At 74.7% G+C, this 25,236-nt stretch carries 20 protein-coding genes and 5 pseudogenes; 10 read left to right on the forward strand and 15 right to left on the reverse strand.

Going from position 1 to position 25,236, the window contains the following annotated elements:
• A pseudogene (gene thiD, locus KPL57_RS53940) lies at nt 1-837 on the reverse strand (bifunctional hydroxymethylpyrimidine kinase/phosphomethylpyrimidine kinase); the annotation flags it as partial.
• A gap of 194 nt (nt 838-1,031) precedes the next feature.
• Nucleotides 1,032-2,681, reverse strand: coding sequence for a phosphomethylpyrimidine synthase ThiC (thiC, locus tag KPL57_RS53945; protein WP_226358124.1), 1,650 nt, complete (start codon nt 2,679-2,681; stop codon nt 1,032-1,034).
• 199 nt (nt 2,682-2,880) lie between these two features.
• Between thiC and KPL57_RS53950 the strand changes: the two genes are divergently transcribed.
• Complete coding sequence (locus KPL57_RS53950; protein ID WP_149664357.1) at nt 2,881-3,312, forward strand: nitroreductase family deazaflavin-dependent oxidoreductase; 432 nt, start codon at nt 2,881-2,883, stop codon at nt 3,310-3,312.
• A gap of 55 nt (nt 3,313-3,367) precedes the next feature.
• Here the strand turns inward: KPL57_RS53950 and KPL57_RS53955 are convergent, their stop codons facing one another.
• Both KPL57_RS53955 and KPL57_RS53960 read right to left on the reverse strand, forming a co-directional pair.
• The gene (locus KPL57_RS53955; RefSeq protein WP_226358125.1) at nt 3,368-5,479 is read right to left on the reverse strand and encodes an FtsX-like permease family protein; all 2,112 of its coding nucleotides are present in this window, start codon (nt 5,477-5,479) and stop codon (nt 3,368-3,370) included.
• Entirely contained in the window at nt 5,476-6,288 is an 813-nt protein-coding gene (locus KPL57_RS53960) for an ABC transporter ATP-binding protein (protein WP_075312721.1), read from the reverse strand. The genes KPL57_RS53955 and KPL57_RS53960 overlap by 4 nt, the downstream gene beginning before the upstream one ends.
• 573 nt (nt 6,289-6,861) lie before the next feature.
• Here KPL57_RS53960 and KPL57_RS53965 point away from each other — a divergent pair.
• Both KPL57_RS53965 and KPL57_RS53970 read left to right on the forward strand, forming a co-directional pair.
• Nucleotides 6,862-7,119, forward strand: a pseudogene (locus KPL57_RS53965) (histidine kinase); the annotation flags it as partial.
• A 145-nt stretch (nt 7,120-7,264) separates the two neighbouring features.
• Nucleotides 7,265-7,696: pseudogene (locus tag KPL57_RS53970) on the forward strand (LuxR C-terminal-related transcriptional regulator); the annotation flags it as partial.
• Between the two features lie 10 nt (nt 7,697-7,706).
• Here KPL57_RS53970 and KPL57_RS53975 read toward each other — a convergent pair.
• The 3 genes and pseudogenes from KPL57_RS53975 to KPL57_RS53985 all read right to left on the reverse strand — a co-directional run.
• Nucleotides 7,707-8,616: pseudogene (locus KPL57_RS53975) on the reverse strand (IS5 family transposase); the annotation flags it as partial.
• A gap of 14 nt (nt 8,617-8,630) precedes the next feature.
• Entirely contained in the window at nt 8,631-8,906 is a 276-nt protein-coding gene (locus KPL57_RS53980; protein ID WP_226358126.1) for a hypothetical protein, read from the reverse strand.
• Between the two features lie 107 nt (nt 8,907-9,013).
• Nucleotides 9,014-9,595: a peptide deformylase gene (locus KPL57_RS53985; RefSeq protein ID WP_075309834.1), complete on the reverse strand. Its 582-nt coding sequence runs from the start codon at nt 9,593-9,595 to the stop codon at nt 9,014-9,016.
• Nucleotides 9,596-9,799: 204 nt separating this feature from the next.
• On the opposite strand from KPL57_RS53985, the gene KPL57_RS53990 reads away from it, so the two are divergent.
• Nucleotides 9,800-10,117 carry a DUF3263 domain-containing protein gene (locus tag KPL57_RS53990; RefSeq protein WP_226358127.1) on the forward strand — a complete coding sequence of 106 codons (318 nt, stop codon included), beginning with the start codon at nt 9,800-9,802 and terminating at the stop codon, nt 10,115-10,117.
• 16 nt (nt 10,118-10,133) lie between these two features.
• Nucleotides 10,134-10,832 carry a LytR C-terminal domain-containing protein gene (locus KPL57_RS53995; RefSeq protein WP_226358128.1) on the forward strand — a complete coding sequence of 233 codons (699 nt, stop codon included), beginning with the start codon at nt 10,134-10,136 and terminating at the stop codon, nt 10,830-10,832.
• Between the two features lie 238 nt (nt 10,833-11,070).
• Here KPL57_RS53995 and KPL57_RS54000 read toward each other — a convergent pair whose 3' ends face one another.
• The 4 genes from KPL57_RS54000 to glp all read right to left on the reverse strand — a co-directional run bounded on the left by KPL57_RS54000 (nt 11,071) and on the right by glp (nt 17,002).
• Nucleotides 11,071-13,404, reverse strand: a complete 2,334-nt coding sequence (locus KPL57_RS54000) for an AAA family ATPase (RefSeq protein WP_226358129.1) — start codon at nt 13,402-13,404, stop codon at nt 11,071-11,073.
• 24 nt (nt 13,405-13,428) lie between these two features.
• Nucleotides 13,429-14,436, reverse strand: a complete 1,008-nt coding sequence (gene pssA, locus KPL57_RS54005; protein WP_226358130.1) for a CDP-diacylglycerol--serine O-phosphatidyltransferase — start codon at nt 14,434-14,436, stop codon at nt 13,429-13,431.
• Between the two features lie 10 nt (nt 14,437-14,446).
• Nucleotides 14,447-15,157, reverse strand: a complete 711-nt coding sequence (locus tag KPL57_RS54010) for a phosphatidylserine decarboxylase (protein WP_226358131.1) — start codon at nt 15,155-15,157, stop codon at nt 14,447-14,449.
• 603 nt (nt 15,158-15,760) lie between these two features.
• On the reverse strand, nt 15,761-17,002 hold the full coding sequence (gene glp, locus KPL57_RS54015) for a gephyrin-like molybdotransferase Glp (protein WP_226358132.1): 1,242 nt from the start codon (nt 17,000-17,002) through the stop codon (nt 15,761-15,763).
• A gap of 217 nt (nt 17,003-17,219) precedes the next feature.
• On the opposite strand from glp, the gene groL reads away from it, so the two are divergent.
• Nucleotides 17,220-18,848 (forward strand): chaperonin GroEL, encoded by a 1,629-nt coding sequence (gene groL / locus KPL57_RS54020; protein ID WP_020622657.1) that lies wholly within the window; start codon nt 17,220-17,222, stop codon nt 18,846-18,848.
• A 115-nt stretch (nt 18,849-18,963) separates the two neighbouring features.
• On the opposite strand, the gene KPL57_RS54025 is transcribed toward groL, so the two are convergent.
• Entirely contained in the window at nt 18,964-19,929 is a 966-nt protein-coding gene (locus KPL57_RS54025; protein WP_226358133.1) for a YafY family protein, read from the reverse strand.
• Between the two features lie 63 nt (nt 19,930-19,992).
• Between KPL57_RS54025 and KPL57_RS54030 the strand changes: the two genes are divergently transcribed.
• Nucleotides 19,993-20,610 carry a TIGR03086 family metal-binding protein gene (locus KPL57_RS54030; protein ID WP_226358134.1) on the forward strand — a complete coding sequence of 206 codons (618 nt, stop codon included), beginning with the start codon at nt 19,993-19,995 and terminating at the stop codon, nt 20,608-20,610.
• A gap of 47 nt (nt 20,611-20,657) precedes the next feature.
• On the opposite strand, the gene KPL57_RS70965 is transcribed toward KPL57_RS54030, so the two are convergent.
• The 3 genes and pseudogenes from KPL57_RS70965 to KPL57_RS54045 form a co-directional block, all read right to left on the reverse strand.
• On the reverse strand, nt 20,658-21,038 hold the full coding sequence (locus KPL57_RS70965) for a PspC domain-containing protein (RefSeq protein WP_226358135.1): 381 nt from the start codon (nt 21,036-21,038) through the stop codon (nt 20,658-20,660).
• Nucleotides 21,039-21,354: 316 nt separating this feature from the next.
• Complete coding sequence (locus tag KPL57_RS54040) at nt 21,355-21,570, reverse strand: hypothetical protein (RefSeq protein ID WP_226358136.1); 216 nt, start codon at nt 21,568-21,570, stop codon at nt 21,355-21,357.
• A gap of 121 nt (nt 21,571-21,691) precedes the next feature.
• Nucleotides 21,692-23,340 (reverse strand): annotated as a pseudogene (locus KPL57_RS54045) (DNA repair helicase XPB).
• A gap of 376 nt (nt 23,341-23,716) precedes the next feature.
• On the opposite strand from KPL57_RS54045, the gene KPL57_RS54050 reads away from it, so the two are divergent.
• The 3 genes from KPL57_RS54050 to KPL57_RS54055 form a co-directional block, all read left to right on the forward strand.
• Nucleotides 23,717-24,433: a nitrate- and nitrite sensing domain-containing protein gene (locus tag KPL57_RS54050; protein WP_308253143.1), complete on the forward strand. Its 717-nt coding sequence runs from the start codon at nt 23,717-23,719 to the stop codon at nt 24,431-24,433.
• Complete coding sequence (locus KPL57_RS73055; protein ID WP_374203920.1) at nt 24,339-24,710, forward strand: nitrate- and nitrite sensing domain-containing protein; 372 nt, start codon at nt 24,339-24,341, stop codon at nt 24,708-24,710. Before KPL57_RS54050 ends, KPL57_RS73055 begins: the two co-directional genes overlap by 95 nt.
• Before the next feature lie 50 nt (nt 24,711-24,760).
• Nucleotides 24,761-25,236: HAMP domain-containing protein (locus KPL57_RS54055; RefSeq protein ID WP_264199761.1), on the forward strand; the 476-nt coding region annotated here is incomplete at its 3' end.

Genomic DNA, 25,236 nt, shown 5'->3' on the forward strand with positions numbered 1-25,236 from the left:
CCCACCACGGCCGCACGGCCCACAGCGGCGAGACCGCCCGTGCCCGGCGCCCAGCGGGTAGGCGTGGCGGACCGCCTCGACGATGTAGCGCTTCCCGAACCGGACCGCCGCCTCCAGCTCCATCCCGCGGGCGAGCCCGGACGCGATCGCGGCGGCGAGTGAGTCCCCGCCGCCGTGGGTGTGGCCGGTGTCGAAGCGCGGGCCGGGCAGCTCGACGGCCGTGTCGCCGTCGTAGAGGAGGTCCAGGCAGCCGTCGGTGTCCTCGGTGAGGTGACCGCCCTTGACCAGGACCGCGCGCGGCCCGAGCGCGTGCAGCGCCTTCGCCGCCGCGTACTGGCCGTCCCGGTCGTGGACGTCGTGCTCGACGAGCAGCCGGATCTCGTCGAGGTTCGGGGTGACCAGCGTGGCCCGCGGGAACAACGTGTGCCGGTAGGCGTCGAGGGCCTCGGCGGCGAGCAGCGGGTCCCCGTGCATCGAGGCCGCGACCGGGTCGACGACCAGTGGCGTGGCCAGGCCGGCGCCGATGCCGCTCTCGTCGCAGGCCCGCGCGACGGTCCCGATGATCTCGGCGTTCGCGAGCATCCCGGTCTTGGCGGCCTGCAGCCCGATGTCGGAGGCGACCGTGGCGATCTGCCCGGCGATCGTGTCGACTGGGACGGTGTGCACGCCGGTGACCCCGACCGAGTTCTGCACGGTCACCGCGCAGACGGCGAGGCACCCGTGCACCCCGCAGGCGGCGAACGCACGGAGGTCCGCGGCGATGCCCGCGCCACCGCCGGAGTCGGTGCCGGCGATCGTCATGACCCGCGGGGGTGTGGTGCCGACGGTGGGTTCCATGGACGTGTCCTCCCTGGCCGGCATTACCCGGCCGGTCCGCGGTCGGCGACGCCGGTCCCGGTGGGACCGGCCGCCCTCTCAGCCCGCCTGCTCCGCGAGCTCCCGCGTCGTGCGTGTCGCCGACGACGGTAGACGGTGCCGGGGCCGCGGGTGGGTCCCGCGGCCCCGGCGGTGCACACCCCCGGCCCGGGGCCTCAGCCCGAGGCGGGGTCCGATGCGGAGATCGGCAGGTACACCCGACCGCCCTCGTCACGGAACTCCCCGGACTTCTCCGCCATCCCGGCCTCGATCGCCTCGACGCTGGTCAGCCCATGCGCCTCGGCGTAGTCCCGGACGTCCTGGGTGATCTTCATCGAGCAGAACCTCGGCCCGCACATCGAGCAGAAGTGCGCGGTCTTCGCGGGCTCGGCCGGCAGGGTCTCGTCGTGGTAGGCGGTCGCGGTGTCCGGGTCGAGCGAGAGCGCGAACTGGTCACGCCAGCGGAACTCGAACCGGGCCGCCGACAACGCGTCGGCGCGGGCCTGGGCGTGCGGGTGCCCCTTGGCCAGGTCCGCGGCGTGCGCGGCGATCTTGTAGCTGATCACCCCGACCTTGACGTCGTCGCGGTTCGGCAGGCCCAGGTGCTCCTTCGGCGTGACGTAGCAGAGCATCGCGGTGCCGGCCTCGGCGATGCGGGCGGCGCCGATCGCGGAGGTGATGTGGTCGTAGCCGGGCGCGATGTCGGTGGCCAGCGGGCCGAGGGTGTAGAACGGCGCCTCGTCGCACCACTCCTCCTCCAGCCGCACGTTCTCGACGATCTTGTCCATCGGGACGTGGCCGGGGCCCTCGATCATGACCTGCACGTCGTGGGCGCGGGCGATCCGGGTCAGCTCGCCGAGGGTGGCGAGCTCGGCGAGCTGCGCGGTGTCGTTGGCGTCGGCGATCGAGCCGGGGCGCAGGCCGTCACCGAGGGAGAACGTGACGTCGTAGCGGCGCAGGATCTCGCACAGCTCGGCGAAGTGGGTGTACAGGAACGACTCGCTGTGGTGCGCCAGGCACCACGCGGCCATGATCGAGCCGCCGCGGGAGACGATCCCGGTGACCCGCTTCGCGGTGAGCGGGACGTGCCGCAGCAGCACCCCGGCGTGCACGGTCATGTAGTCCACGCCCTGCTCGCACTGCTCGATCACGGTGTCGCGGTAGATCTCCCAGCTCAGCGCGGCCGGGTCACCGTTGCACTTCTCCAGGGCCTGGTAGATCGGGACGGTGCCGATCGGGACCGGGGAGTTGCGCAGGATCCACTCGCGGGTCTCGTGGATGTCGCGGCCGGTGGACAGGTCCATCACGGTGTCGGCGCCCCACCGGGTCGCCCACACCATCTTCTCGACCTCCTCGGCGATCGAGGAGCTCACCGCGGAGTTGCCGATGTTGGCGTTGACCTTGGTGAGGAACCGCTTGCCGATGATCATCGGCTCGCACTCGGGGTGGTTGCGGTTGGCCGGGATCACGGCCCGACCGCGGGCGACCTCGGCGCGGACGAGCTCCGCGTCGCACCGCTCGCGGACGGCGATGTAGGCCATCTCGGGGGTGACGATCCCGGCCCGCGCCCAGGACATCTGGGTCCCCGGCTCCCGCGAGGACACCCACGGCTCCCGCAGCCGGGGCAGCCCGGCGTGCAGGTCGATCACGGCGTGGGCGTCGGTGTAGGGGCCGGAGGTGTCGTAGACGTCGTGGTGCTCACCGGTGGAGAGGGCGATCCGCCGGACCGGGACGGTGATGCCGTCCGGGCCGTCGATCCAGGCCTTGGCCGAGCCCTGGATCGGGCCGGTGGTGACCTGCTGCGGACGCACTGGTGCCGTTGTCATGACGGTCCTCCCTGGCCGGCATTACCCGGCCGGTTCTGCGGTCGGCGACCGGCGAGTCGCCCTCTCAGCCCCGCGCGACGGAGCTCCCGCGTGTTCAGTTGGTCGTGCACCCGCACCGTAGGCACCGTCCGGCGACGGACACCAGCCCCTCACCCGGCTGCGAGGAATGATCACCGGTGGTATCGGGTTCTCCACCGGTATGACGCAGAATGCTGAGCTCTCCCCGACCGACTGGGTCCGCGAGCAGACCGAGAAGATCCTCGAGAACGGCACCACCGAGGGCGTCACCGTCATGGACCGCCCGATCATCCTGGTCACGACGACCGGCGCGAAGTCCGGCAAGAAGCGCTACGTGCCGGTGATGCGCGTCGAGCACGACGGTTCCTACGCGATGATCGCGTCCAAGGGCGGCACCCCGGAGCACCCGGCCTGGTACCACAACGTGGTCGCGAACCCGCAGGTCCAGGTGCAGGACGGCACCCGGACCGGCACGTTCGTCGCCCGCGAGGTCTCCGGCGACGAGCGCCAGGAGTGGTGGGACCGCTCCGTCGAGGCCTACCCGCCCTACGCCGAGTACCAGGAGAAGACCTCCCGGGTCATCCCGGTGTTCGTGCTGGAGCCCGCGAGCTGACCCACCGGGGCACCCCGCGCGCCCGACCCCCCGGTCCGGGCGCGCGGGTGCGCCTTCACGCGGCGACGACGCCGTGCGCGGGCTCGATCCGCCCGGCGCGGCGCAACGGCCCCACCGACGCGAGCACCGCGACCGCGACCACCGCGACCGCCAGCCCGGCGAGCTGGCCCAGCGGCGGCACCGTGAGCGATCCGAGGCCGGATGCCGTCAGCGCCAGCAGGCCGTAGACACCTCCCAGCACGACACCGAGCACCGCCGCGACCGCGCCGGCGAGCGCCGCCTCGATCGCGACCGCGCGCCGTGACGCGGCCCGCGACAGCCCGAGCGTGCGCAGCAGCGCGATCTCCCGGGTCCGCTCGCTGACCGACAGCGCCAGGGTCACCCCGATCCCGACGACCGCCACCAGCAGCGTCACCCCGACCAGGCCCAGTCCGACCCCGCGGACGGCGCCGACCGCGGTCTCGGCCTGTTCGCGCAGCTCCGCGGTGAACGTGACCGGTGCGTCGCCCGCGGCCCGCACCACCGCGGTCCGCACGGCCACCGGGTCGGCCCCCGGCGCCGGGTCGACGAGCACGAGGCCGTCGGCCTCCCGGGCGGTCAGCTCGGGCACGGCGTCGAGCCGGGCCGCGAGCGACGCGGCCTCGCCGGCGTCGGCGTACACGACGATGTCGGCCGGGTAGTCCCGTTCGAGGGACGCCGTGACGTCCGCCGAGGCGCCTGCCACGGCGACGAGCATCGCTGCGGTCAGCCCCACGCCCAGCGACAGCACCGTCGTCATCGCCGCGGTACGCCGCGACATCCGTCGCGCGTTGCCCACCGCGATCCGCCCCGGCGCCCACCGCGCGACGACCGGCGCCACCAGCGCCGCGGCCCCGGACACCACGAACGGCCCGGTCGCCACGAGCGCCGCGAACACCAGCATCCCGGACAGCGCAGCCAGCACCAGCCCGCCCAGCGGGCTCCCCATGGCGGCGCCGGCGACGGCTAGCAGCACCGCCAGGACGAGCGAGACCGCGGCGAGCGACAGCCGCACCCGGGCCCGCGGCGCGCGTGCACCGCTCGCGTCCGCCGCGCCGAGCGCCACCACCGGCGGGGTCCGGCCGGCGGCGAGCGCCGGGGCCAGCGCCGCCAGCACCGTCACGAGGACGGCGAGCAGCACGCATCCCGCGATCCGTCCCCACGGCACCACGAGCGCCGGGGCGTTCATCCCGGCCGCGCCCGCCGCCGCCAGAGCGGCCCACCCGCCCGCGACGGCGACGGCCGCCCCGGCGACCCCCGCGACCAGTCCGGTGAGCGCCGCCTCGGCCAGCACCGACCGCGCCACCTGCCCGCGGCTCGCACCGACGCAGCGCAGCAGCGCCAGCTCACGGGTGCGGCGGGCCAGCACGATCCGGAACGTCGAGGCGACCACCACGGCCGCGGCGACCAGCGCCAGCCCGACGAACACCGACAGTCCGGCCAGCAGCGCGTCCGCCGACGCCGAGGCCGACGCCAGGTCCTCGGCGCGCTGCTCGTCGGCGGTTCGGACCCCGGTGACGCCCGGGACGGCGGCGAGCGCGGTCGGGTCCGGCTTCCCGGCGACCGCGATGCGGTAGGCGGACAGCCCGGCGGCGGCCGGGTCGTCGTCGCGGACGACGAGCGCGTCGATGCCCTCGGAACGGACCGGCACCACCCCGGTCACCGTCAGCGTGCGGTCGCCGAGGCCGACCGTGGCGCCGGGGGCGAGCCCGGTGCGCTCCGCGGTGCTCGCCCCGACCAACGCCTCCCCCGGGCCGGCGGGCAGCCGACCGGCCGTCAGCGGCTCCAGCCCCTGCAGCGGCCCGGTCATCGGGTCGGTGCTCAGCAACCAGGTGCCGCTCGCGCCGCCCGCGACGACGGCGACCGCACCCGACCGGGAGGTCGACACCGCGGTCACCCCCGACAGCGCGCGCAGCCGGCCCTCCAGCTCCGTCGTGGCCGCCCCCGACGAGGCGTCGGTCTCCAGGGCGAACGTCGCGCCCGCGGGCACCGACGACGTGTCCCCCAGGAGGGCGGCGCGCAGGCTCGCCGTCAGCAGCACCGCCGCGGCGGCGAACACCGTCGCCACCAGCACGGCGAGCCCGGTCAGCAGCAGCTGACGCGGGCTGCGCCGGGCCCCGGCGACGGCCGCGCGGGTCGCCGGGTTCACCGGGCCACCGGGCCGGTGATCGTGGCGTCGGCGATCGCGGGGGCGCCGGTGCCGGTGAGCGCGCCCATCGCGGACAGCACCCGGTCCGGGGTGGGCCGGTCCAGCCGGCCCGCGGCACGGCCGTCGCGCAGCAGCAGCACCTGGTCCGACGCCGCGGCCGCCAGCGGGTCGTGGGTGACCATGACGACGGTCTGGCCGTAGTCGTCCACGCAGGCCCGCAGCAGACCCAGCAGCTCACGCCCGGAACGGGTGTCGAGTGCGCCGGTCGGCTCGTCGGCGACGACGATCTCCGGGCGGCCCAGCAGCGCCCTGGCCACCGCGACGCGCTGGCGCTGCCCGCCGGACAGCTCCGACGGCAGGTGGGTGAGCCGGTCACCGATGCCCAGCCGCTCGACGAGCTCGGCCCGCCACGCGTGGTTCGGCCGGCGCCCGGCCAGCGAGGCCGCGAGGTCGATGTTCTCGCCCGCGGTGAGGTGTGGCAGCAGGTTGCCGTCCTGGAAGACGAAACCCATCCGGTCGCGCCGGACGCGGGTCAGCGCGGACTCGTTCAGGGCCCCCAGGTCGGTCTCGCCCAGCAGCACCTGTCCCGACGTCGGCCGGTCCAGACCGGCCAGGCAGTGCAGCAGCGTGGACTTGCCCGACCCGCTCGGCCCCATCACCGCGGTGAACCGGCCCGCGGGCAGCCACAGCGTGACCCCGTCCAGTGCGCGGACCGCGGCCCGGCCGCTCCCGTAGGTGCGGACCAGGTTCACCGTCGCGGCGGCGATCCGCTCGGGCACGTCGGCCGGATTCCTCGAACCATGGATCATGGCGCTCACGGTGCCGTCGGGAGGGCGCCGGGGCATCAGCCCGTGGTACGGAGTTCACCGACGGGTCGTCGTACTTCCGACCGAGGGCGACGGGTCGCGGTGCGCCCTACCGTGATCCCCATGATCGCCGGAACACGCCGCGGCCGGAACGTCCTGGTCGGGCTCGAGCTGCTCGCCTACCTGTTCTGGGCGCTGTGCGACGCTCTGCTGAGCCTGAGCTGGGACGTCCGAGCGCCGAGCGGCGCGGTGTACGGCCTGCTCGTGGCGGGCACCGTGCTCCTCCGGTACCGGACGGGCACCCGCCCGCTGCACGTCGCGGCGATCGCGTTCGGGCTGTCCGCGTGCGGCTCGGTCGCGGGCCTGCTGACCGGCGGGGTCCCGTTCCTGTCGCTGACCGAGCTGTTCGCACTGGCCGTGGTCACGGTGTCGACGGTGCGGACCGCACCGGTCCGGGCGGTGATCGCGACGGCGGCGGTGTCGCTGTGCGTCATCGTGAGCATGCCGCTGCTGCGCGTGCCGGGCATCGACCGCGAGGTCTTCGCCAGCCTGACCGTGGTCGGCTGGGCCGGCACGATGGTCGTCGCGACCGCGGCGCGCGAGCTGTGGCAGCGCCGCTCGGCCCGGCTCGCCCAGGCCCGCAACGACGAGCGTCTCGAGCTGGCCCGCGAGCTGCACGACACCGTCGCGCACCACGTCACCGCGATCGTGGTGGCGGCGCAGGCCGGCGTGGTGGTCGCGGGCAGCCGCCCGGAGGAGGCCGGCCGGGCCCTGGAGGCGATCGAGCGGGCCGGTGCCGAGGCCCTCGACGGCATGCGCCGCATGGTCGGCGTACTGCGCTCGGGCGCCGGGGACGACACCGGGGACGGGGCCGTGCGCACCCCCGGACACGGCCTCGACGACATCGAGGACGTCGTCGCCCGCTTCGACCCCGACGGCGGCCGGGCCCGGCTGGAGATCGCACCCGAGGTGCGGACGGCCCGGCTCGGCCCGGCCGTCGCGGATCGTGGTGGTCACGACGTTCGACCTGGACGAGTACGTCTACGGTGCGCTGCGCTCGGGCGCCTGCGGGTTCCTGCTGAAGACGGCGGGCCCGCGGCTGCTCGTCGAGTCGGTCCGCGCCGCCGCGGCGGGCGACGCGCTGGTGTCGCCGTCGGTCACCGTGCGGCTGCTGGAGCGGCTGACCGAGCCGGAGCCGGCCCGCGCCGACGTCCACGCCACGCTCTCACCGCGCGAGCTGGAGGTCGTGAAGGCGGTCGCCCGCGGCCGGACGAATTCCGAGATCGCCGGGGACCTGTTCGTGTCGCTGTCGACGGTGAAGACCCACATCGCCAACATCGGGTCCAAGCTCGACGCCCGCAACCGGGTGGAGATCGCGGCGTGGGCCTGGGAGAACCGGCTGGTCGAGTAGCGCCGCTCAGAGCGTGTTTGGAAATTCTAGTGGGTTGAGGGTGTCGTGTGTTTCTGCTGGCGGGTGGCGGGGTATCCACGGGCGATGCGGCGGGTGATGGTGTTGATCGCGGCCCAGCGGATCATGGCTTCGGATGTGGTGGGGTGGCGTTCGTAGTCTCGGGCCAGGCGTCGGTGTGCGGTGAGCCAGGCCAGGGTCCGTTCGACCACCCACCTTCGTGGGAGGACGGTGAATCCGCGCTGCTCGGGTGGCTTGCGGATGATCTCGATCGTTGTCTGCAGGATCGTGGCGGCCCAGTCGAGCAGTCGCCCGGCGAAGCCGGCGTCGGCGTAGACGAACCGCACCCTGGTGCGCAGGTAGAGGTTGAGCAGGATCGGCTTGGCGCCGTCGCGGTCCTGTACCGAGGCCGAGCACACCATCGTGGTCAGCAGCAGACCGAGGGTGTCGGTCACGATGAACCGTTTCCGTCCGCCTGTCTTCTTCCCGGCGTCGTAGCCGCGGGAGTCCTGGCCGACGGTGTCGGCGCCCTTGACCGACTGGGAATCGATGATCCCCGCACTCGGCTCCGGATCACGGCCCTCGGCGATACGTAACTGCCCCCGCACGACCGGGAGGATCTTCTCGGTGACCTTCTGCTGTTCCCACTGGTTGAAGTACCAGTAGACGGTCTGCCAGGGCGGGAAGTCCACCGGCAACGCCCGCCAGGCACACCCGGTCCGCACGACATACAAGATCGCGTCCAGCACGTCCCGACGAGCATGAGCAACAGGCCGCCCCCGCCGCGCGAGCGGCGGTAACAACGGCTCGATCACCACCCACTGGGCATCACTGGTGTCCGAGGGGTACCGGCGCGGTCGTTCCTGCATGCCGACCACGATGGAGCACCCCAGCCGTGTCGACCATCCCGACACACCCACCATTTCCAAACACGCTCTCAGACCCGGGCGGCGTTCCGGCCGACCGGGGTGAGCGGGCGGCGCTGCGCCGGGATCCGCAGCGGGGCGACGACGTCGCCGAGCGCCTCCGGGTACGCGGTGGGCGCGGCCGACAGCGGCGCGGGCACGGCGTCGTCGGGCAGCGGGACCTGCGCACCGAGCTGGGCGGCGCCGCGCTCGGACGCGCGGGCGTCCCACAGCTCGAACAGCGGCTGCGCGGCCATGACGAGCAGCACGGCGAGGACGGGGAGGACTGCGAGGATCGTGAGCACCATGGCGTCCACGATGCCCCCGGGGAGCACCCCGCCACATCGGTCGTGGGGCCGGTTCTCCCAGGTCGACCCCTAGTACCGGGGTATGACTCCCGGGGTCGACCCCGGGGTCATCCCCGGGGGACGTCCTCCGCCTCGACGGCCGACGGGTCCCAGGAGTCCGACGGCGAGCCCCAGCCGTTGCGCTTGAGCATCTTCTTCGCCGCGCGCTGGTGGCGGCCCATCAGCCGGTCCAGGTACAGGCGACCGTCGAGGTGGTCGGTCTCGTGCTGCATGCAGCGGGCGAAGAAGCCGCGCCCCTCGTACGACACGGGCTCGCCGTCGAGATCGGTGCCGGTCACCCGGGCCCACTCCGCCCGGCCGGTCGCGAAGTTCTCGCCGGGCACCGACAGGCAGCCCTCCTGGTCGTCGTCCGGGTCCGGCATGATCTCCGGGATCTCCGAGGTCTCCAGCACCGGGTTGACGACGAGCCCGCGGCGCATGGTGCGGGTCTCCTCGTCGGGGCAGTCGAAGACGAACAGCCGCAGGTCCACGCCCACCTGGTTGGCCGCGAGGCCGACGCCGTTCGCGGCCGCCATCGTCTCGAACATGTCCTCGACCAGCGTCCGGACCGAGTCGTCGACCGTGACGACGGGGCGGGTGGGGGTGTGGAGCACGGGGTCGCCGACCATGCGGATGCGCAGAACCGTCACCGGAGCAGCCTACGGTCGCCGCCGGAGGTGACCCGGCCGGGCGGTTTCGTTGTGGACCGACCCGCTCTCCAGGCGCGTCGCGGCCGGGGACCGTCGGTCCCCTGTGGTTGAATCCGCACCGCGAATGACAGACGTGTCGTTCGTCGTCGCGGTGCCCGGGCGGGGCCGCCGCAGTACGAGATCGTCGTCCGCTCGAGGAGCGTGATGGAGTCCGCCGGGTCCCTGCCGGAACGCCGCGGAGCGCACCGGCGCACCGCTGCCGTGTCCTCCCGCGAGCTCGACCGCCGCGAACGCGAGATCCTCGCGTTCGCGGCCCAGTGGTGGAAGTACGCGGGTGCCAAGGAGCAGGCGATCCGCGAGCTGTTCGACATGTCGGCCACCCGCTACTACCAGGTGCTGAACGCCCTGGTCGACAAGCCCGAGGCGCTGGCGGTGGACCCACTGCTGGTCAAGCGCCTGCGCCGGCTGCGCTCCAGCAGGCAGCGCACCCGCGCCGCCCGTCGCCTCGGCCTCGAGCCCTGACAGCCAGGAGGTCACGATGACCGCACCCGCGTCCGGTGGGCAGTCACCGCTGAAGATCGCCGGTATCGCGCTGGTCGGCGTCGGTGTGGTCGCCGCTGTCGTCGGCCTGATCGGCCTCACCGGCGGCGGTGAGGACGGCGGCAACCAGGCCGCGCCCCCGTCGGCGTCGGCCGAGCCCGCCCCGGCCCCCACTCCGGGGGACGGCACCGGCGACGGCGCCACGCCCGGCACCGGCGCCACCCCCGCCCCGGGCACGCCCGGGGAGACCTCACCGTTCACCCCCGGAGCGCCCGGCACGCCGGGCTCCCCCGGGTACGAGGGCGCCGGCCCGGCCGTCGCCGCGCCGCCGCCCGCCGCGGGCTCCGGCCCCGGCTCCGCGGGCCAGGGCGGCTCCGGCTCCGCCGCCGGAGAGGGGTCCGCGGTCGCGGCCCGTCCGGTCGTGCGGATCTACAACAACTCGACCATCCGCGGTCTCGCCGAGAAGGCGGCCGGGGAGTTCCGTACCAACGGTTGGACCGTGTCCCAGGTGCAGAACTACTCCCAGGGCGTCATCCCGACCACGACCGTCTACTACCGGCAGGGCACCGCCGAGAAGGCCGCGGCCGAGGAGATCGCGAAGAAGTTCGGCATCCGTTCCGAGCCCCGCTTCGACGGCATCCAGGACGCGACGCCCGGCGTCATCGTCATCGTGACGCGGGACTTCTCCGCCGCCTGACCCGACCGACCACAGCGGCCCCGGACGATCCGTCCGGGGCCGCTGTGCTGTTCCGGGGCCCGCTGTGCTGTTCCAAGGGTGCTGCGTCGATCCGGGGCGCAGCGCCGTTCCAAGGACGCTGCGCCGTTCCAGGGGTGCTGCGCCGTTCCAGGGGTGCCGCGCCGTTCCAGGGGTGCCGCGCCGTTCCAGGGGTGCCGCGCCGTTCCACGGGTGCCGCGACGCGCCGGGCCGCGGCGACTCAGCCGTCGCTGCGACGGCGGGCGTAGGCCTCCGGCTCGGCGACCTGCGCCGGGTCCAGCGACGCCCGCACGGTGCGGCGAGCCGTCGCCAGGTGCGCTGCGGTCACCTCGCCCGCGTCGAGGGACTCCCGCATCGCGGTCAGTGCCGCCTCACGCAGCAGCGCCGCGCAGTCCGCCGCCGAGTAACCGTCCAGTTCGGAGGCGAGCGCGTCGAGGTCGACGTCGTCGGCCAGCGGCACGTCGCGGCCCGCCGCGCGCAGGATGTCCGCCCGCGCGTCGGCGTCCGGCGGCGGGACGAACACCAGCCGCTCCAGCCGGCCCGGGCGCAGCATCGCCGGGTCGATCAGCTCGGGCCGGTTGGTCGCCCCGACCACGACGACCTCGCGCAGCGGTGTGGCCCCGTCCAGCTCGGTCAGCAGCGCGGCGACGACGCGGTCGGCCACCCCGGCGTCGGTGGAGCCCCCGCGGCGCGGGGCGAGCGCGTCGACCTCGTCGAGGAAGATCAGTGCCGGAGCGGCCTCGGCCGCGCGGCGGAACAGCTCGCGGACCGCCCGCTCGGACTCGCCAACGTACTTGTCGAGCAGCTCGGCGCCCTTCACCGCGAACACGTTGAGGTCACCGGAGCCGGCGAGCGCACGCAGCAGGAACGTCTTGCCGCCGCCCGGCGGACCGTAGAGCAGCACCCCGCGCGGGGCGTCGACCCCGAGCCGGGCGAACGAGTCCGGGTGGCGCAGCGGCCACAGGACCGCCTCGGTGAGGGCAGCCTTGACCTCGGCCATGTCACCGACGTCGTCGAGGGTGAGGCCGCCGCTGCCCAGCGTGCCGCCGCCGGACAGCGAGATCGGCCGGACCGAGCCGACGGCGTCGAGCAGGTCGGACTGGCGGACCTGCTCGGTGGGCTCGGTGCCCGTGCCGCGCAGTGCCGCGCTCACCGCGGCCTCCCGGCGGACCGCCGCCAGATCGGCGACGACGAAGCCGGGCGTCCGGGCGGCGACCGCGCCCAGGTCGACGTCGTCGGCCCGGGGCACGTCGGCCAGCAGCCGCTCCAGCAGGGCTCGGCGGGTCGCGGCATCGGGGAGGCCGACCGACAGCTCGCGGTCGACCAGGTCCGGCGCCCGCAGCCGCGGGTCCAGCGCCTCCGGCTCGGCGCTGGTGACGACGAGTGCCGGCCCGCCCGGCGCGGTCGCCACGCGCAGCTCGTCGAGCACCAGGGTGGCCAGCGGCGGTGGGTCGGTGGCGGGGAGCAGGGCGTGCGCGTCGTGCACCAGCAGCACCGCGGGGCCGCCGGTACCTGCCCCGCCGCCACGGGCCTGCGCGATCGCCGCCCGGACCCGCTCGGCCGCGGCGGCGGGTTCGACGGCGGCGACGGCCGGGGCGACGAGCTCCACGCAGCGCGCGCCCGCCGCCGCGGCCGCGCTGCGCACCAGGGTCGCCTTGCCCGCGCCCTCCGGCCCGGAGACGAGCACGCCGAGCCGGGCGTCGCCGCCGAGCCGGGTCAGCAGCTCCGGGCGGCGGAACATGAGCTCGAACCAGTCCAGCAGCCGGCGCGCGACGGCCTCGTTCGCGGCGAGGTCCTCCAGCGGCAACACGGGCTCGGTGGATCCGGTGGGCCCACCGGGCCCCTCCACGGCCCCTGGAGCGGCTCCCGCGGCCGCGGCCGAGGCTGTGGCGGTGGCCAGGGACGCAGGGGACCTGACGGGCCCGCCAGGGCCGGGGCCCCCGAGCGCAGCGGGGGCGGTGCCGCCGGTGTCCCCGGAATCCCCCGTGTCCCCGGTGTCCCGACCGCCCTGCCAGCCCACGACCGTCGACGGCGTCACCACGACCGGCCCGGCCGGATCGGCGACGGCGACGGTCAGCAGCTCCGAGGTCCACGTCCCGCCGACGGCCGCGGCCAGCGCACGACGCACCGAGCGGACGTCGGACCCGGCCGCCGGGGCGATGTCCTGCGGGAGCAGGGACACGGCGTCACCGCGTACCAGGACCTTCCCCATCAGGGCGAGGCGCAGCGTCGCCGGGGTGACCGTCGCGGTGGTCAGCGCGGACCCGACCAGGCGCACCTCCCGGGCCGCGGTGACCGGCGCCGGCGCGACGACGACGGTCGCACCGTCGGTCAGCCCGGCGTTGGAGAGGGTGACGTCGTCGAGCCGGGCCTGCCCGTGCGGGTCGCCCGGCGCACCGGCGACGGCGAGCGCCGCGGTGACCCGGGCCCCGGTGAGGGTCACCGCGTCCCAGGAGCGCAGGCCGAGCGCGGCGAGCACCTCGGGGTGCAGCCGGACGACACCACGGCGGGCGTCGGCGGCCGCGGGGGCCAGTCGGGCGACGAGCTCCAGCACGGGCGGTCCTCCGGAGGGTCGGGGTCAGCGACGGCGCAGGCCGAGGCGGCGGCCGGAACCGCGGGGCGCGGCGGCGACGCCCGGACCGCGCGGGTCGCGGACGGCGCGGGTGTCGCGCAGGCCGTCGCGGCGGGCCTCGCCCTCCGGGTCGAGCCGGCGCCGGACACCCCGGGCCACCGCCCCGGCCCGGCCGGCGACCCGGCGGCGCAGCGGCGGTCGCAGACCGAGCCGACGGGCGGCCCGGGCCGCGCGGGCGACGGCGCGGCGCTGGCGGGTCGGCACGTCCCACGCCTCGGGGTGGCGCGAGAGCCAGCGGTAGCGGTAGGCCGTCCAGGGCAGGAGCAGCAGATAGGCGACCCCGGCGACGGCGATGCCGAGGAACGGGATCGTGATCAGGATCGCGACGACCGCGGCCACGCCGACCAGCAGCCAGCGGGTGGCGCGGGGCGAGACCCGGACCGTCTTGAGCGACAGCGTCGGGATGCGGCTGACCATGAGCCCGGCCGTGACCAGCGCCCACACCGCCACCAGCGCCCGCTCCGACCACCAGCCCTGGCCGAAGTGCAGCCAGAGGTAGAGCGGGATGCCCGCGGTCAGCGCGGCCGCGGGGGCCGGGACGCCGACGAAGAACTCGCGGGCGAACGGCGGGGCGCTGTCGTCGTCGATCAGGGTGTTGAAGCGGGCCAGGCGCAGCGCCATGCACACCGCGAACACCAGGGCCACGATCCAGCCGGCCCGGGTCCCCTCGAACGCCCAGATGTAGATGACCAGAGCGGGGGCGACGCCGAAGGACACCAGGTCGGCCAGCGAGTCGAGCTCGGCGCCGATCCGGCTGGACGCGTCGAGCAGCCGGGCCAGGCCACCGTCGAGGGCGTCGCAGAGCGCGGCCACGAGGATGGCGACGATCGCGAAGTCGAAGCGCGACTGGAGCGCGAAGTAGACCGCGGTCAGGCCCGCGCAGAGGTTGAGGACGGTGACCGCGTTGGGCAGCAGCCGCACGCCGGCCGGGTATCCGCCGGCGGGGCGGGACATCCCCACGACCTCAGCGCTCCGCCGCCTCGGCCACCAGGCCGAGCACGGTCTCCCCGCCCACGGTCCGCTGGCCGGGGCGGACCAGCGCGGTCGTCCCGGGCGGGAGGTAGGTGTCCACCCGCGACCCGAACCGGATGAGACCGAACCGCTCGCCCGCGGCGACCTCGTCGCCGTCGCGCAGGGCGCAGACGATCCGGCGGGCCAGCAGGCCGGCGATCTGCACGACCCCGACCCCGACCCCGTCGGCGCGGCCCACGGTGATCGCGTTGCGCTCGTTGTCCTCGCTGGCCTTGTCCAGGTCCGCCGACAGGAACGTGCCGGGCGAGTACTGGACCCGCGCGACGCGGCCGTGCACCGGCACCCACTGGACGTGCACGTCCAGCACGGTCAGGAAGATCGAGACCCGGGTGTGCGGGACGCGCGGCAGGTCGAGCTCGGCGGGCGGGACCGTCTCGGTCACGGTGGCGACCGTGCCGTCGGCGGGGGCCAGCACGGCGTCGGTGCGCAGCGGCGGGGTGCGGACGGGGTCGCGGAAGAACAGCGCGGTGGCCGCGGTGGCGAGCAGACCCGGCAGGGTGCCGCGGCCGGTGAGCGCGCGCACTCCCGCCGCGGCGAGCGCCACACCGGCGACGATCGGACGGCCACCCGGGTGCATCGGGGGGATCGCGTCCCGGACCAGCCGGGCGATGTGGGTCGGGGAGGTCCCGGTTCCTTCGGCCATGGTGGGTCGTCGGCTCCTGATGCTCCGGTAGGGGATCACCAACGCTACGCGGGCGCCACGGACGGCCGTCCGGCGGGACGACCGGGACACGCCGAGGATCCGGGGGTCCCCGTGCCGGGGTGCGACCGGTGGCAGGATCGGCCGTTCGTGCCCGACGCCGTCCGCATGCGGTGCGCGATCCCGCGGGCCCGGTCGACGGCACAAAAAGGGCCGGGGCCGTCGTCCCCCGAGACGACGACCCCGGCCGTGGAACCGCTCGTCCGCTCCCCAGCGACGGGCGGTGGGTCTTGTGCTGTAAAGGGTCTACCCCTCCACAGCGGAAAGTATTCCTCTCCGACGACCGGCAGTCCAGATCACGACGGATGTCCGCCGTGATCTACCTCTTTCGGCCGAACGGACACCCTCCACGACGTCGCGCGCGGTGAGATCGTTGCCCCGGCTGCCCATGAAACAGCTCACACTTTCGGCGCAGCCGCGCATCCGCGCGAGTGGTGGCCCGATTGCACAGCGCAGTCCTGCTCGCGACACCCGGACGCCATTCCGGGCCGCTCGGCTCCGCAGGTCACCGCTCGGCGCGGCACGCGGACGACCACCGACGTCGGGTCACGGGGCGTCGAGCAGCCAGACCGCGACCTGCTCGCCGTCGGCGACGGCGGTCGTGTCGGCGGGCAGGTCGATCAGGCAGTCGGCCCTGGCGAGCGCCGCGATCAGGTGCGACCCGGTGGATCCCACCTCCGACACGGTCCCGGCGGCGGCGTCGAGCAGGCCGCGCCGGAACTGGCGGCGCCCGGCGGGCGAGGACAGCGCCCCGGACAGCCGCGCCGTCACCACCGGCCGCGCCGGCGCGGGATGGCCGACCGCCGCCCGGAGCGCGGGCCGGACGAACACCTCGAACGACACCTGCGAGCTCACCGGGTTCCCGGGCAGGGTGACCGTGGCGACCTCGACCCCGCCCAGCTCGAGCAGTCCGCAGCCCTGTGGGCCGCCGGGCTGCATCGCGACCTTGCCGAACTCCACGCCGTGGCCGGTCATGGCGTCCTTGACGACCTCGTAGGCGCCCGCGCTCACCCCGCCGGAGGTGAGGACCAGGTCCACGCCCTCGCCGACCCGCTCCGCGAGCACCGCCCGGAACCGCTCGACGTCGTCGGGGACGAAGGACAGCTGCTCGGCGGTCGCCCCGGCCTCCCTGACCGCGACGGCGAGCATCGTGCCGTTGGACTCGTAGATCTGCCCCGGCTCCAGCGTGCCACCCGGGGCGACGAGCTCCGAGCCGGTGGACAGGACCAGCACGTGCGGGCGGCGGCGCACCGGCAGCTCCGCCCGGCCGACGGCGGCGGCGAGCCCGATCTGGGGGGCGGCCAGCACGGTCCCGGCCCGCAGCACGACGGCGCCTGCCGCCGCGTCCTCCCCCGCCCGGCGCACGAACGCGCCCACCTCGGGGGCCTCGGTGATCCGCACCCGCTCGACGCCGGCGTCGGTCCGCTCCACCGGCACGATCGCGTCGACACCCGCGGGCACCGGGGCACCCGTCATGATCCGGGCGACCGTGCCCGGCGCCAGCGCGGGGACGTCGGTGCGCCCGGCCGGGATGTCGGTCGACACCGCGAACTCCAGCGGCGCCCCGGGGGAGGCGCCGGCCAGCTCGGCGGCGCGCACCGCGTAGCCGTCCATCGCGGAGTTGTCGAAGGGCGGCAGCGCGACGCCCGCCGTCAGGTCCTCGGCCAGCACCCGGCCGCTCGCATCGGCCAGCGCGACCTGCTCGGTCCCGGTCGGCGGGAGCAGGGCCGCGACCGCCGCGGCATGCTCGGAGACGGTGCGCGGACCGGCCTGCGACCAGGTGCTCATGACCCCATCCTGCCCGCCCCCGCGCGAGGCCCGCAGCCGGGCGGGCCCGCTTGCACTCTCCACGGGCGAGTGCTAGAAACGGGCTCAGCATCCACTGGCACTCGTGTCCGTGGAGTGCCAAGGTCGGGTCGGTGAGTCCGGCGCAGGGTTGCCGGGCGTCCGTCGCGGGCACCGCATCCGATCACTCGACTCACCTCTATCGGAGGGCAACACCCCCATGGCGAAGCAGATCGCGTTCGACGAGGAGGCCCGTCGCGGCCTCGAGCGGGGCATGAACACCCTCGCCGACGCCGTCAAGGTGACGCTGGGCCCGAAGGGCCGCAACGTCGTGCTCGAGAAGAAGTGGGGCGCGCCGACCATCACCAACGATGGTGTGTCGATCGCCAAGGAGATCGAGCTCGAGGACTCCTGGGAGAAGATCGGCGCCGAGCTGGTGAAGGAGGTCGCCAAGAAGACCGACGACATCGCCGGTGACGGCACCACCACCGCCACCGTGCTGGCCCAGGCGCTGGTCCGTGAGGGCCTGCGCAACGTGGCCGCCGGCGCGAACCCGATGTCGCTCAAGCGCGGGATCGAGAAGGCCACCGAGGCCGTCTCCCAGGCGCTGCTGAAGTCGGCCAAGGAGATCGAGACCAAGGAGCAGATCGCTGCCACGGCCTCCATCTCGGCCGCCGACCCGCAGATCGGCGAGCTCATCGCCGAGGCGATGGACAAGGTCGGCAAGGAAGGCGTCATCACGGTCGAGGAGTCGCAGACCTTCGGGCTCGAGCTCGAGCTCACCGAGGGCATGCGCTTCGACAAGGGCTACATCTCGCCCTACTTCGTGACCGACGCCGAGCGCATGGAGGTCGAGCTCGAGGACCCGTACGTCCTCCTCGTCTCCTCCAAGATCTCGACCGTCAAGGACCTGCTCCCGCTGCTGGAGAAGGTCATGCAGTCGGGCAAGCCGCTGGCCATCATCGCCGAGGACGTCGAGGGCGAGGCCCTGGCCACCCTGGTCGTCAACAAGATCCGTGGCACCTTCAAGTCCGTCGCCGTCAAGGCCCCGGGCTTCGGTGACCGCCGCGAGGCGATGCTCGCCGACATGGCCATCCTGACCGGTGGCGAGGTCATCTCGGAGAAGGTCGGCCTCAAGCTCGACACCGCCGACCTGTCCCTGCTGGGCACCGCCCGCAAGGTCGTCGTGACCAAGGACGAGACCACCATCGTCGACGGCGCCGGTGACGCCGACCAGATCGCCGGCCGGGTCAACCAGATCCGCGCCGAGATCGACCGCACCGACTCCGACTACGACCGCGAGAAGCTCCAGGAGCGCCTCGCCAAGCTGGCCGGCGGCGTCGCCGTCATCAAGGCCGGCGCGGCGACCGAGGTCGAGCTCAAGGAGCGCAAGCACCGCATCGAGGACGCCGTCCGCAACGCGAAGGCGGCCGTCGAGGAGGGCATCGTCGCCGGCGGCGGCGTGGCGCTCATCCAGGCCGGTGCTGGCCTGTTCGAGGGCCTCGGCCTGGACGGTGACGAGGCCACCGGCGCGAACATCGTCAAGGTCGCGCTGGAGGCCCCGCTCAAGCAGATCGCGGTCAACGCCGGCCTCGAGGGCGGCGTCGTCGCGGAGAAGGTCCGCAACCTGCCCACCGGTGAGGGCCTCGACGCCGCCACCGGCGAGTACAAGGACCTCATCAAGGCCGGGATCATCGACCCCGCCAAGGTGACCCGCTCGGCGCTGCAGAACGCGGCCTCCATCGCGGCCCTGTTCCTCACCACCGAGGCGGTCATCGCCGACAAGCCGGAGAAGGGCGGCGGCGCCCCCGCCGACCCGACCGGTGGCATGGGCGGCATGGACTTCTGATCGGTCCTGCCTCACCAGGCACACAGCACCACCCCGCGGGGCGGTACCGGTTCGCCGGTGCCGCCCCGCGGCGCGTCCGGGGGGCGCCGTCGGGGGTCGCGGTCGGGGGTCGCGGTCACACCAGGGCGGCGACGGCCGCGCGGGCCCGCTCCCGCAACGCCGTCAGCAGCTCCGGCGGGTCCAGCACCCGCACGTCCGGCAGGAGCGGCCACAGTGCCCGTCCGGCGTGGGCGAGGTCCCCGAACGCGGCGACCACCTCGGTCGTCCCGTCCCGGGTCCACTCCTCGTGGACGGTGACGGCGGACAGCGCCTCCCGGCGGTCGGCGGGCAGCGCGAGCCGGACCCGGAGCCCGGGCCGCCGCGCCCGGAAGTCCTCGCGACGGCGCAGCCACAGCTCCTCCAGGTCGACGCCCTCGGGCCGGTGTGCGGGTTCCGTCAGCGGCTCGGCCTCCTCGATCCGCGACACCCGGTAGGTGCGGTCCTCCCCGTCGCGCAGCGCCAGCAGGTACCAGCGCCCCGCCGCCTGGACGAGCCCGACCGGGTCGACGACCCGCTCGGCAGCGGGCCCGGGCTCCGTCCCCGGCCGGGTCCCGGCCCGGTAGCGGATGCGGAGCCGGACCCCGCCGAACACCGCGCGCTGGACCGCGGTGAGCACGTCGGTGGTCGCGCCGTCGTCGGTGTCGCGCAGCCAGCCACCGCGCCGGACGAGCACCCGTCCGGCGGCGTCGGTGGCCTGCTCCCGGGCCGCGTCCGGCAGCGCGGCGACGATCTTGCGCATGGCCGAGGCGAACTCCGTGCCCAGCCCGAGCGCGCCGGGCGTCGACGTCGCGCCGGAGCCGAGCAGCGCGACCGCCTCCGCCGGGGTCAGGCCGGTGAGGTCGGTGGTGAAGCCCGGCAGCAGCGCGAAGCCGCCGTGCCTGCCGCGTTCGGCGTAGACGGGGATGCCCGCGGCGGACAGGGCCTCGACGTCGCGCAGCACGGTGCGCTCGGAGACCTCCAGCTCGCGGGCGAGCACGGCGGCGGTCGCCCGGCCGCGGTGACGCAGCAGGAGCACGAGGGACAGGAGCCGGTCGGCGCGCACGTCACGGAGAATGCCACGGAATCATGACAGGAGATGTCAGGTATCGCGGGCACGCTGACGCCCATGACGAACCCGACGCTCACCGCCGACCCCCGTCCCGCCTACCTGGCCGCCCTCGACTGGGTCTCCGACCTCGCGAGGGCCGTCCCCGCGGACCGGATGGCCGACCCCACCCCCTGCGACGGCTTCGACGTCCGCACCCTGCTCGCACACCTGGTCACGACGCTGCGCCGACCGGCGTCGATCGCCGCCGGGACCGACCCGCTGGCCCATCCGGTGGTCAGCGAGGACGTGCTCGACGACCCGGCGACCGCCTACGTCGCTGAGGCGGCGGCACTGAAGGCCGCCTGGGAAGGCCCCGAGGGCGAGGCGCTGCTCGATCGGGTCGCGCGGCTGGCGTTCGGCGAGGTCCCGGCGCGGACCGCGCTGACCGTGTTCCTGAACGAGACGCTCGTGCACGGCTGGGACCTGGCCGTCGCGACCGGGCAGGACCCGGAGGCCGACCCGGACCTGGCGACGACGGCGCTCGCCACCGCCCGCGCGTTCCTGCCCGCCGAGCCGCGTGGCGGTCCGGTGCCGTTCGGGCCGGTCGTGGAGCACCGTCCGGAGGCGGGACCGACCGAGCGGCTGGCGAACTGGTCGGGCCGGGTGTCGACGGGCTGGGTGACGACAGCCGGGTGACGACGGGCCGGGCGGGCCGACAGAGGGACTGAGCTCCCGGCACGGGCTCAGGCGGCGGGCGCGATCAGCCAGACGGCGAGGTACACCAGCGCCGCCGCGCCGCCGGTGAACAGGGTGAGGACGAGGACCGCGATGCGCAGCAGCGCGGGATCCACACCCAGGTCGGCGGCGAGACCACCGCAGACACCGCCGAGCATCCGGTCGGTGCTGCTGCGCCGGAGCCGGAACGCGGCGACGCGGTCGCCGATCCCGGGCGTCGCGGGCCGGGGCCCGGCGCCGGAGGGGCCTCCGGCAGGCGTGCCGGCGTGCGCGGACGGCCCGGGAGCGCCGGCCCCGAGGTCCCCGAACGGGCCGGGCCCGGCCGCGTCCGGCCGGCCGGAGGCGGCGGGAGTGGGGGCAGGGGTCGCGCTATCCTCGACCACCGGCACCGGTCGGTGACCGGATCGGCCTCGGTGCGTCCGGTACCCCCGGCGTCGGGATCCGCAGCGATCCGGGCGGTCGGCTGCTCGTCGACCCCGGTGATCCCCGTGATCTCGGGGCCGTTCTCGGCGCCGTTCTCGATGATCCCGGTGCCGCGCTCGGTGCTCTCGAAGGCGTCGGTCCCGGTCGACGCGGTACCGGTCGTGCTCGTGTTGTTCTCCATGGCTCCACGGTGTCGCCCGGGCGCCCGCCGGGACTCGGGACGAGCCCGGAGACCACCCCGGAACCGGCACCGCCCCGTCTCAGGGCCCGGCACCGCCTGTCTCAGGGCCCGGCACCGCCCGGCCCGGGGTCACGGCGGCGCTCAGCCGGGCGGGGCCTCTGCGGACGGCCGCACGGCGGCGGCTCGACCGGACGACGCCGCACCGGCGGCACCGCGGACGGCGGACCCGGCCGGGGCGGCGGGTCGGGCACCTGCCGGTCCCGCATGCGCAGCACGCGCCCGAGCACCAGCGCGACGACGACCGACACGACAGCCACGCCGCGACCCCGACGAGGACCCAGAGGGCGGTCGGCATGCGCCCTCCTCCGGCGTCGTGGACTCGACTCAGTGTGCCCCTGATCAGCGACGCGCGGAGGTCGCGCGTCCGGGTGAGCGTGCTCAGCCGGCGTCGGGCAGGGCGGGCCCGAGGAGGTCGTCGGCGTCGACGATCCGGTAGGCGTAGCCCTGCTCGGCGAGGAACCGCTGCCGGTGCGCGGCGTAGTCGGTGTCCACGGTGTCGCGGGACACCACAGAGTAGAAGTGCGCCTGGCGACCGTCGTTCTTCGGGCGCAGCAGCCGGCCGAGCCGCTGGGCCTCCTCCTGCCGGGACCCGAACGTCCCGCTGACCTGCACCGCGATCGTCGCCTCCGGCAGGTCGATGGAGAAGTTCGCGACCTTGGAGACGACCAGGGTCGTGATCTCGCCGCGGCGGAAGGCGTCGAACAGCTTCTCGCGCTCCCGGTTGCGGGTGGAGCCCTGGATGACCGGGACGCCGAGCTTCTCCCCCAGCGCGTCGAGCTGCTCCAGGTAGGCCCCGATGACCAGCGTCTGCTCGCCCTTGTGCCGGTCCAGGATCGCCTGCACGACGTTGAGCTTGGTGTCCGCCGTCGACGCCGTCCGGTAGCGCTCCTCGGCGTCGGCCGTCGCGTACGACATGCGCTCGGCGTCGGTCAGCGTGACCCGCACCTCGATGCACTCGGCCGGCGCGATCCAGCCCTGGGCCTCGATGTCGCGCCACGGGGCGTCGTAGCGCTTGGGGCCGATCAGGGAGAACACGTCGCCCTCACGGCCGTCCTCGCGGACCAGGGTCGCGGTGAGACCGAGCCTGCGACGGGACTGCAGGTCCGCCGTCATCCGGAAGACCGGGGCCGGCAGGAGGTGCACCTCGTCGTAGACGACCAGGCCCCAGTCGCGGGAGTCGAACAGCTCCAGGTGCTTGTACTCGCCCTTGGTCTTGCGCGGGTGACGACCTGGTAGGTGGCGATGGTGACCGGGCGGATCTCCTTCTTCTCGCCCGAGTACTCGCCGATCTCCTCCTCGGTCAGCGACGTCCGCGCGACGAGCTCGCGCTTCCACTGCCGCCCGGACACGGTGTTGGTGACCAGGATCAGGGTGGTCGCGCCGGCCTTGGCCATCGCGGCCCGCACCGACCAGGGTCTTGCCCGCGCCGCAGGGCAGCACGACCACGCCCGAGCCGCCTCCCAGAACCCGTCGACGGCGTGGCGCTGGTAGTCGCGCAGCGTCCAGCCGTCCTGCTCCAGGGCGATCGGGGGGGCCTCGCCGTCGACGTAGCCCGCGAGGTCCTCGGCGGGCCAGCCGACCTTGAGCAGTGCCTGCTTCAGGTGCCCCCGCTCGGACGGGTGGACCACGACGGTGTCGTCGTCCACCCGGGCGCCCAGCATCGGGCTGATCTTCTTCTGCCGGAGGATCTCCTCCAGCACGGCACGGTCCAGCGCGGTGAGGACCAGGCCGTGCGCGGGGTGGTTGGACAGCTGCAGCCGCCCGTAGCGCCCCATCGTGTCGACGACGTCGACCAGCAGCGGCTGGGGGACCGGGTAGCGGGCCCAGCGGACCAGCGCGTCGACGACCTGCTCGGCGTCGTGCCCGGCGGCACGCGCGTTCCACAGGGCCAACGGGGTGACGCGGTAGGTGTGGACGTGCTCGGGTGCCCGCTCCAGCTCGGCGAAGGGCGCGATGGCCGCACGGGCCGCCGCGGAGTCGGGGTGGTCGACCTCGAGCAACAGCGTCTTGTCGGACTGCACGATCAGGGGGCGTCGGTCACGGAACGAATCCTCTCGAGGCCGGAGAACGGGGCGGGGCGGGTCCGCCGGACGCCGAGCGGAGACGAACGGTCGACGTGTGTCACGTCACGTGACGACGGAGCAACCGGCCATACGCCACTCGGGAGACGAGGGTTCCGGGGGCTAGACTCGGCAGCCGTCCGTCACGCACAGACGGGACCCGACACGATCCTATCCGTCCGACTCCCCCGGGACGCGGCAACCGCCGCCCCGTGTCGGTCGCGATGCGGTCGAGCGGTCCCGTCGTGACCCCGAAAGGCGCACCGGACCAGCTGATGCTCCCCGACCTCGTGCCCGCCGCGCCGCCCGTCCCCGGACCGGAGACCGACAGGGAGATCTCGCCGTGACCACCGTGACCAGCACGGAACGCCCGAGCACGTGGTCGGAGCGACTCGACCCGCGGAACTGGAGCCTGGTCGCCAAGCTGGCGGTCGTCGGCCTGGTCCCCACGGTCCTCGCCCTGTCCATCGGCGCCATCCGCGTCGTCGACCAGGCCAACGTGGCCGAGGAGCTCAGCCGCGGCAGCGGACTGGTCGACGTGCACCGCCAGATCGAGACGCTGACCGGCGCGCTGCAGAACGAGCGCGACGCCGCGGTCCGCTTCGTGGCGGGCAACCGGCTCGGTGACCGGGCCGTCGTCGAACGGGCGCAGGCCACGACCGACCAGGCGCTGCAGGCCACGACGGCAGGGCTCGACACCGCCGAGCAGCAGGCCCCCGACCTGGCCACGGCCCGCCGGCAGGCGGACACCACGCTGGGCCAGCTCCCGGTCATCCGGTCGCAGGTCGCCGAGGGCCCGACCCCGGCCGCCGACCTCACCGGCCGCTACACCGCGGTCGTCCAGCGCACGCTGGGACTCGACCGGGCCCTGGTGGGGCGGCTGCAGACCGCCGACACCGCGGGTCTGACCACGGCGATCGCCCGCCGGGGCGAGCGCCCGCGAGGCCCTGCAGCTCGAGCGCACCGTGATCGGTGGCGCGCTCGCCGCGGGGACGCTGGAGGAGCAGCAGCGCGCACAGGCCACCGGTGCCGAGGCCTCGTTCCAGGCCGCGGCCGGTGACTTCCAGTCCTCGCTGACGCCGGAGCAGGCCCAGTCCTTCGGGAACTTCGCCGCGGGCCAGGCGAACGCCGAGCGCAACGCCCTGCGCGACCAGGCGCTGTCGGTCCCGCGGGCGTCGCACCGCCGGTGGACCCGAACGCGTGGAACACCGCCGTCGACCGCTCGGTCGCCGCGGTCGACCAGTCCACGGCGGCCGCCCAGCAGGCGTTCGTCGACGGCCGGGCCAGGGCCGCCGAGCAGGCGGGCAACACCGCGGGCCTCAACTCCGTGCTGTTGATGCTCACGATCCTGCTGACCGCGGGCATCATCCTGCTGCTGGGCCGGCAGATGGTCCGTTCGCTGCGCCTGCTGCGCAGCTCGGCGCTCGAGGTCGCGGAGCAGAAGCTGCCCGCGGCGGTGCAGAGCATGCGCTCCGGTCAGGCACCGAACGCGCTCGTCGAGCCGGTCCCGCTGGACAGCCGCGACGAGATCGGCCAGGTGGCGCGGGCCTTCGACGCCGTGCACGGCCAGGCCATCCGCCTCGCCGCCGACCAGGCCGCGCTGCAGCAGAACGTCAACTCGATGTTCGTCAACCTCTCCCGCCGCTCGCAGCCGCTGGTCGAGCGCCAGCTGCAGCTGATCGAGCAGCTGGAGAGCAACGAGCAGGACCCGGACCAGCTGTCGAACCTGTTCCAGCTGGACCACCTCGCGACCGTATGCGCCGCAACAGCGAGAACCTGCTGGTCCTCGCGGGCACCGACCTGGCGAAGCGGAACGTGGCGCCGGTGCAGGTCGTCGATGTCCTGCGGGCCGCAGTGTCGGAG

The organism is Pseudonocardia sp. ICBG601, assembly GCF_020496245.1.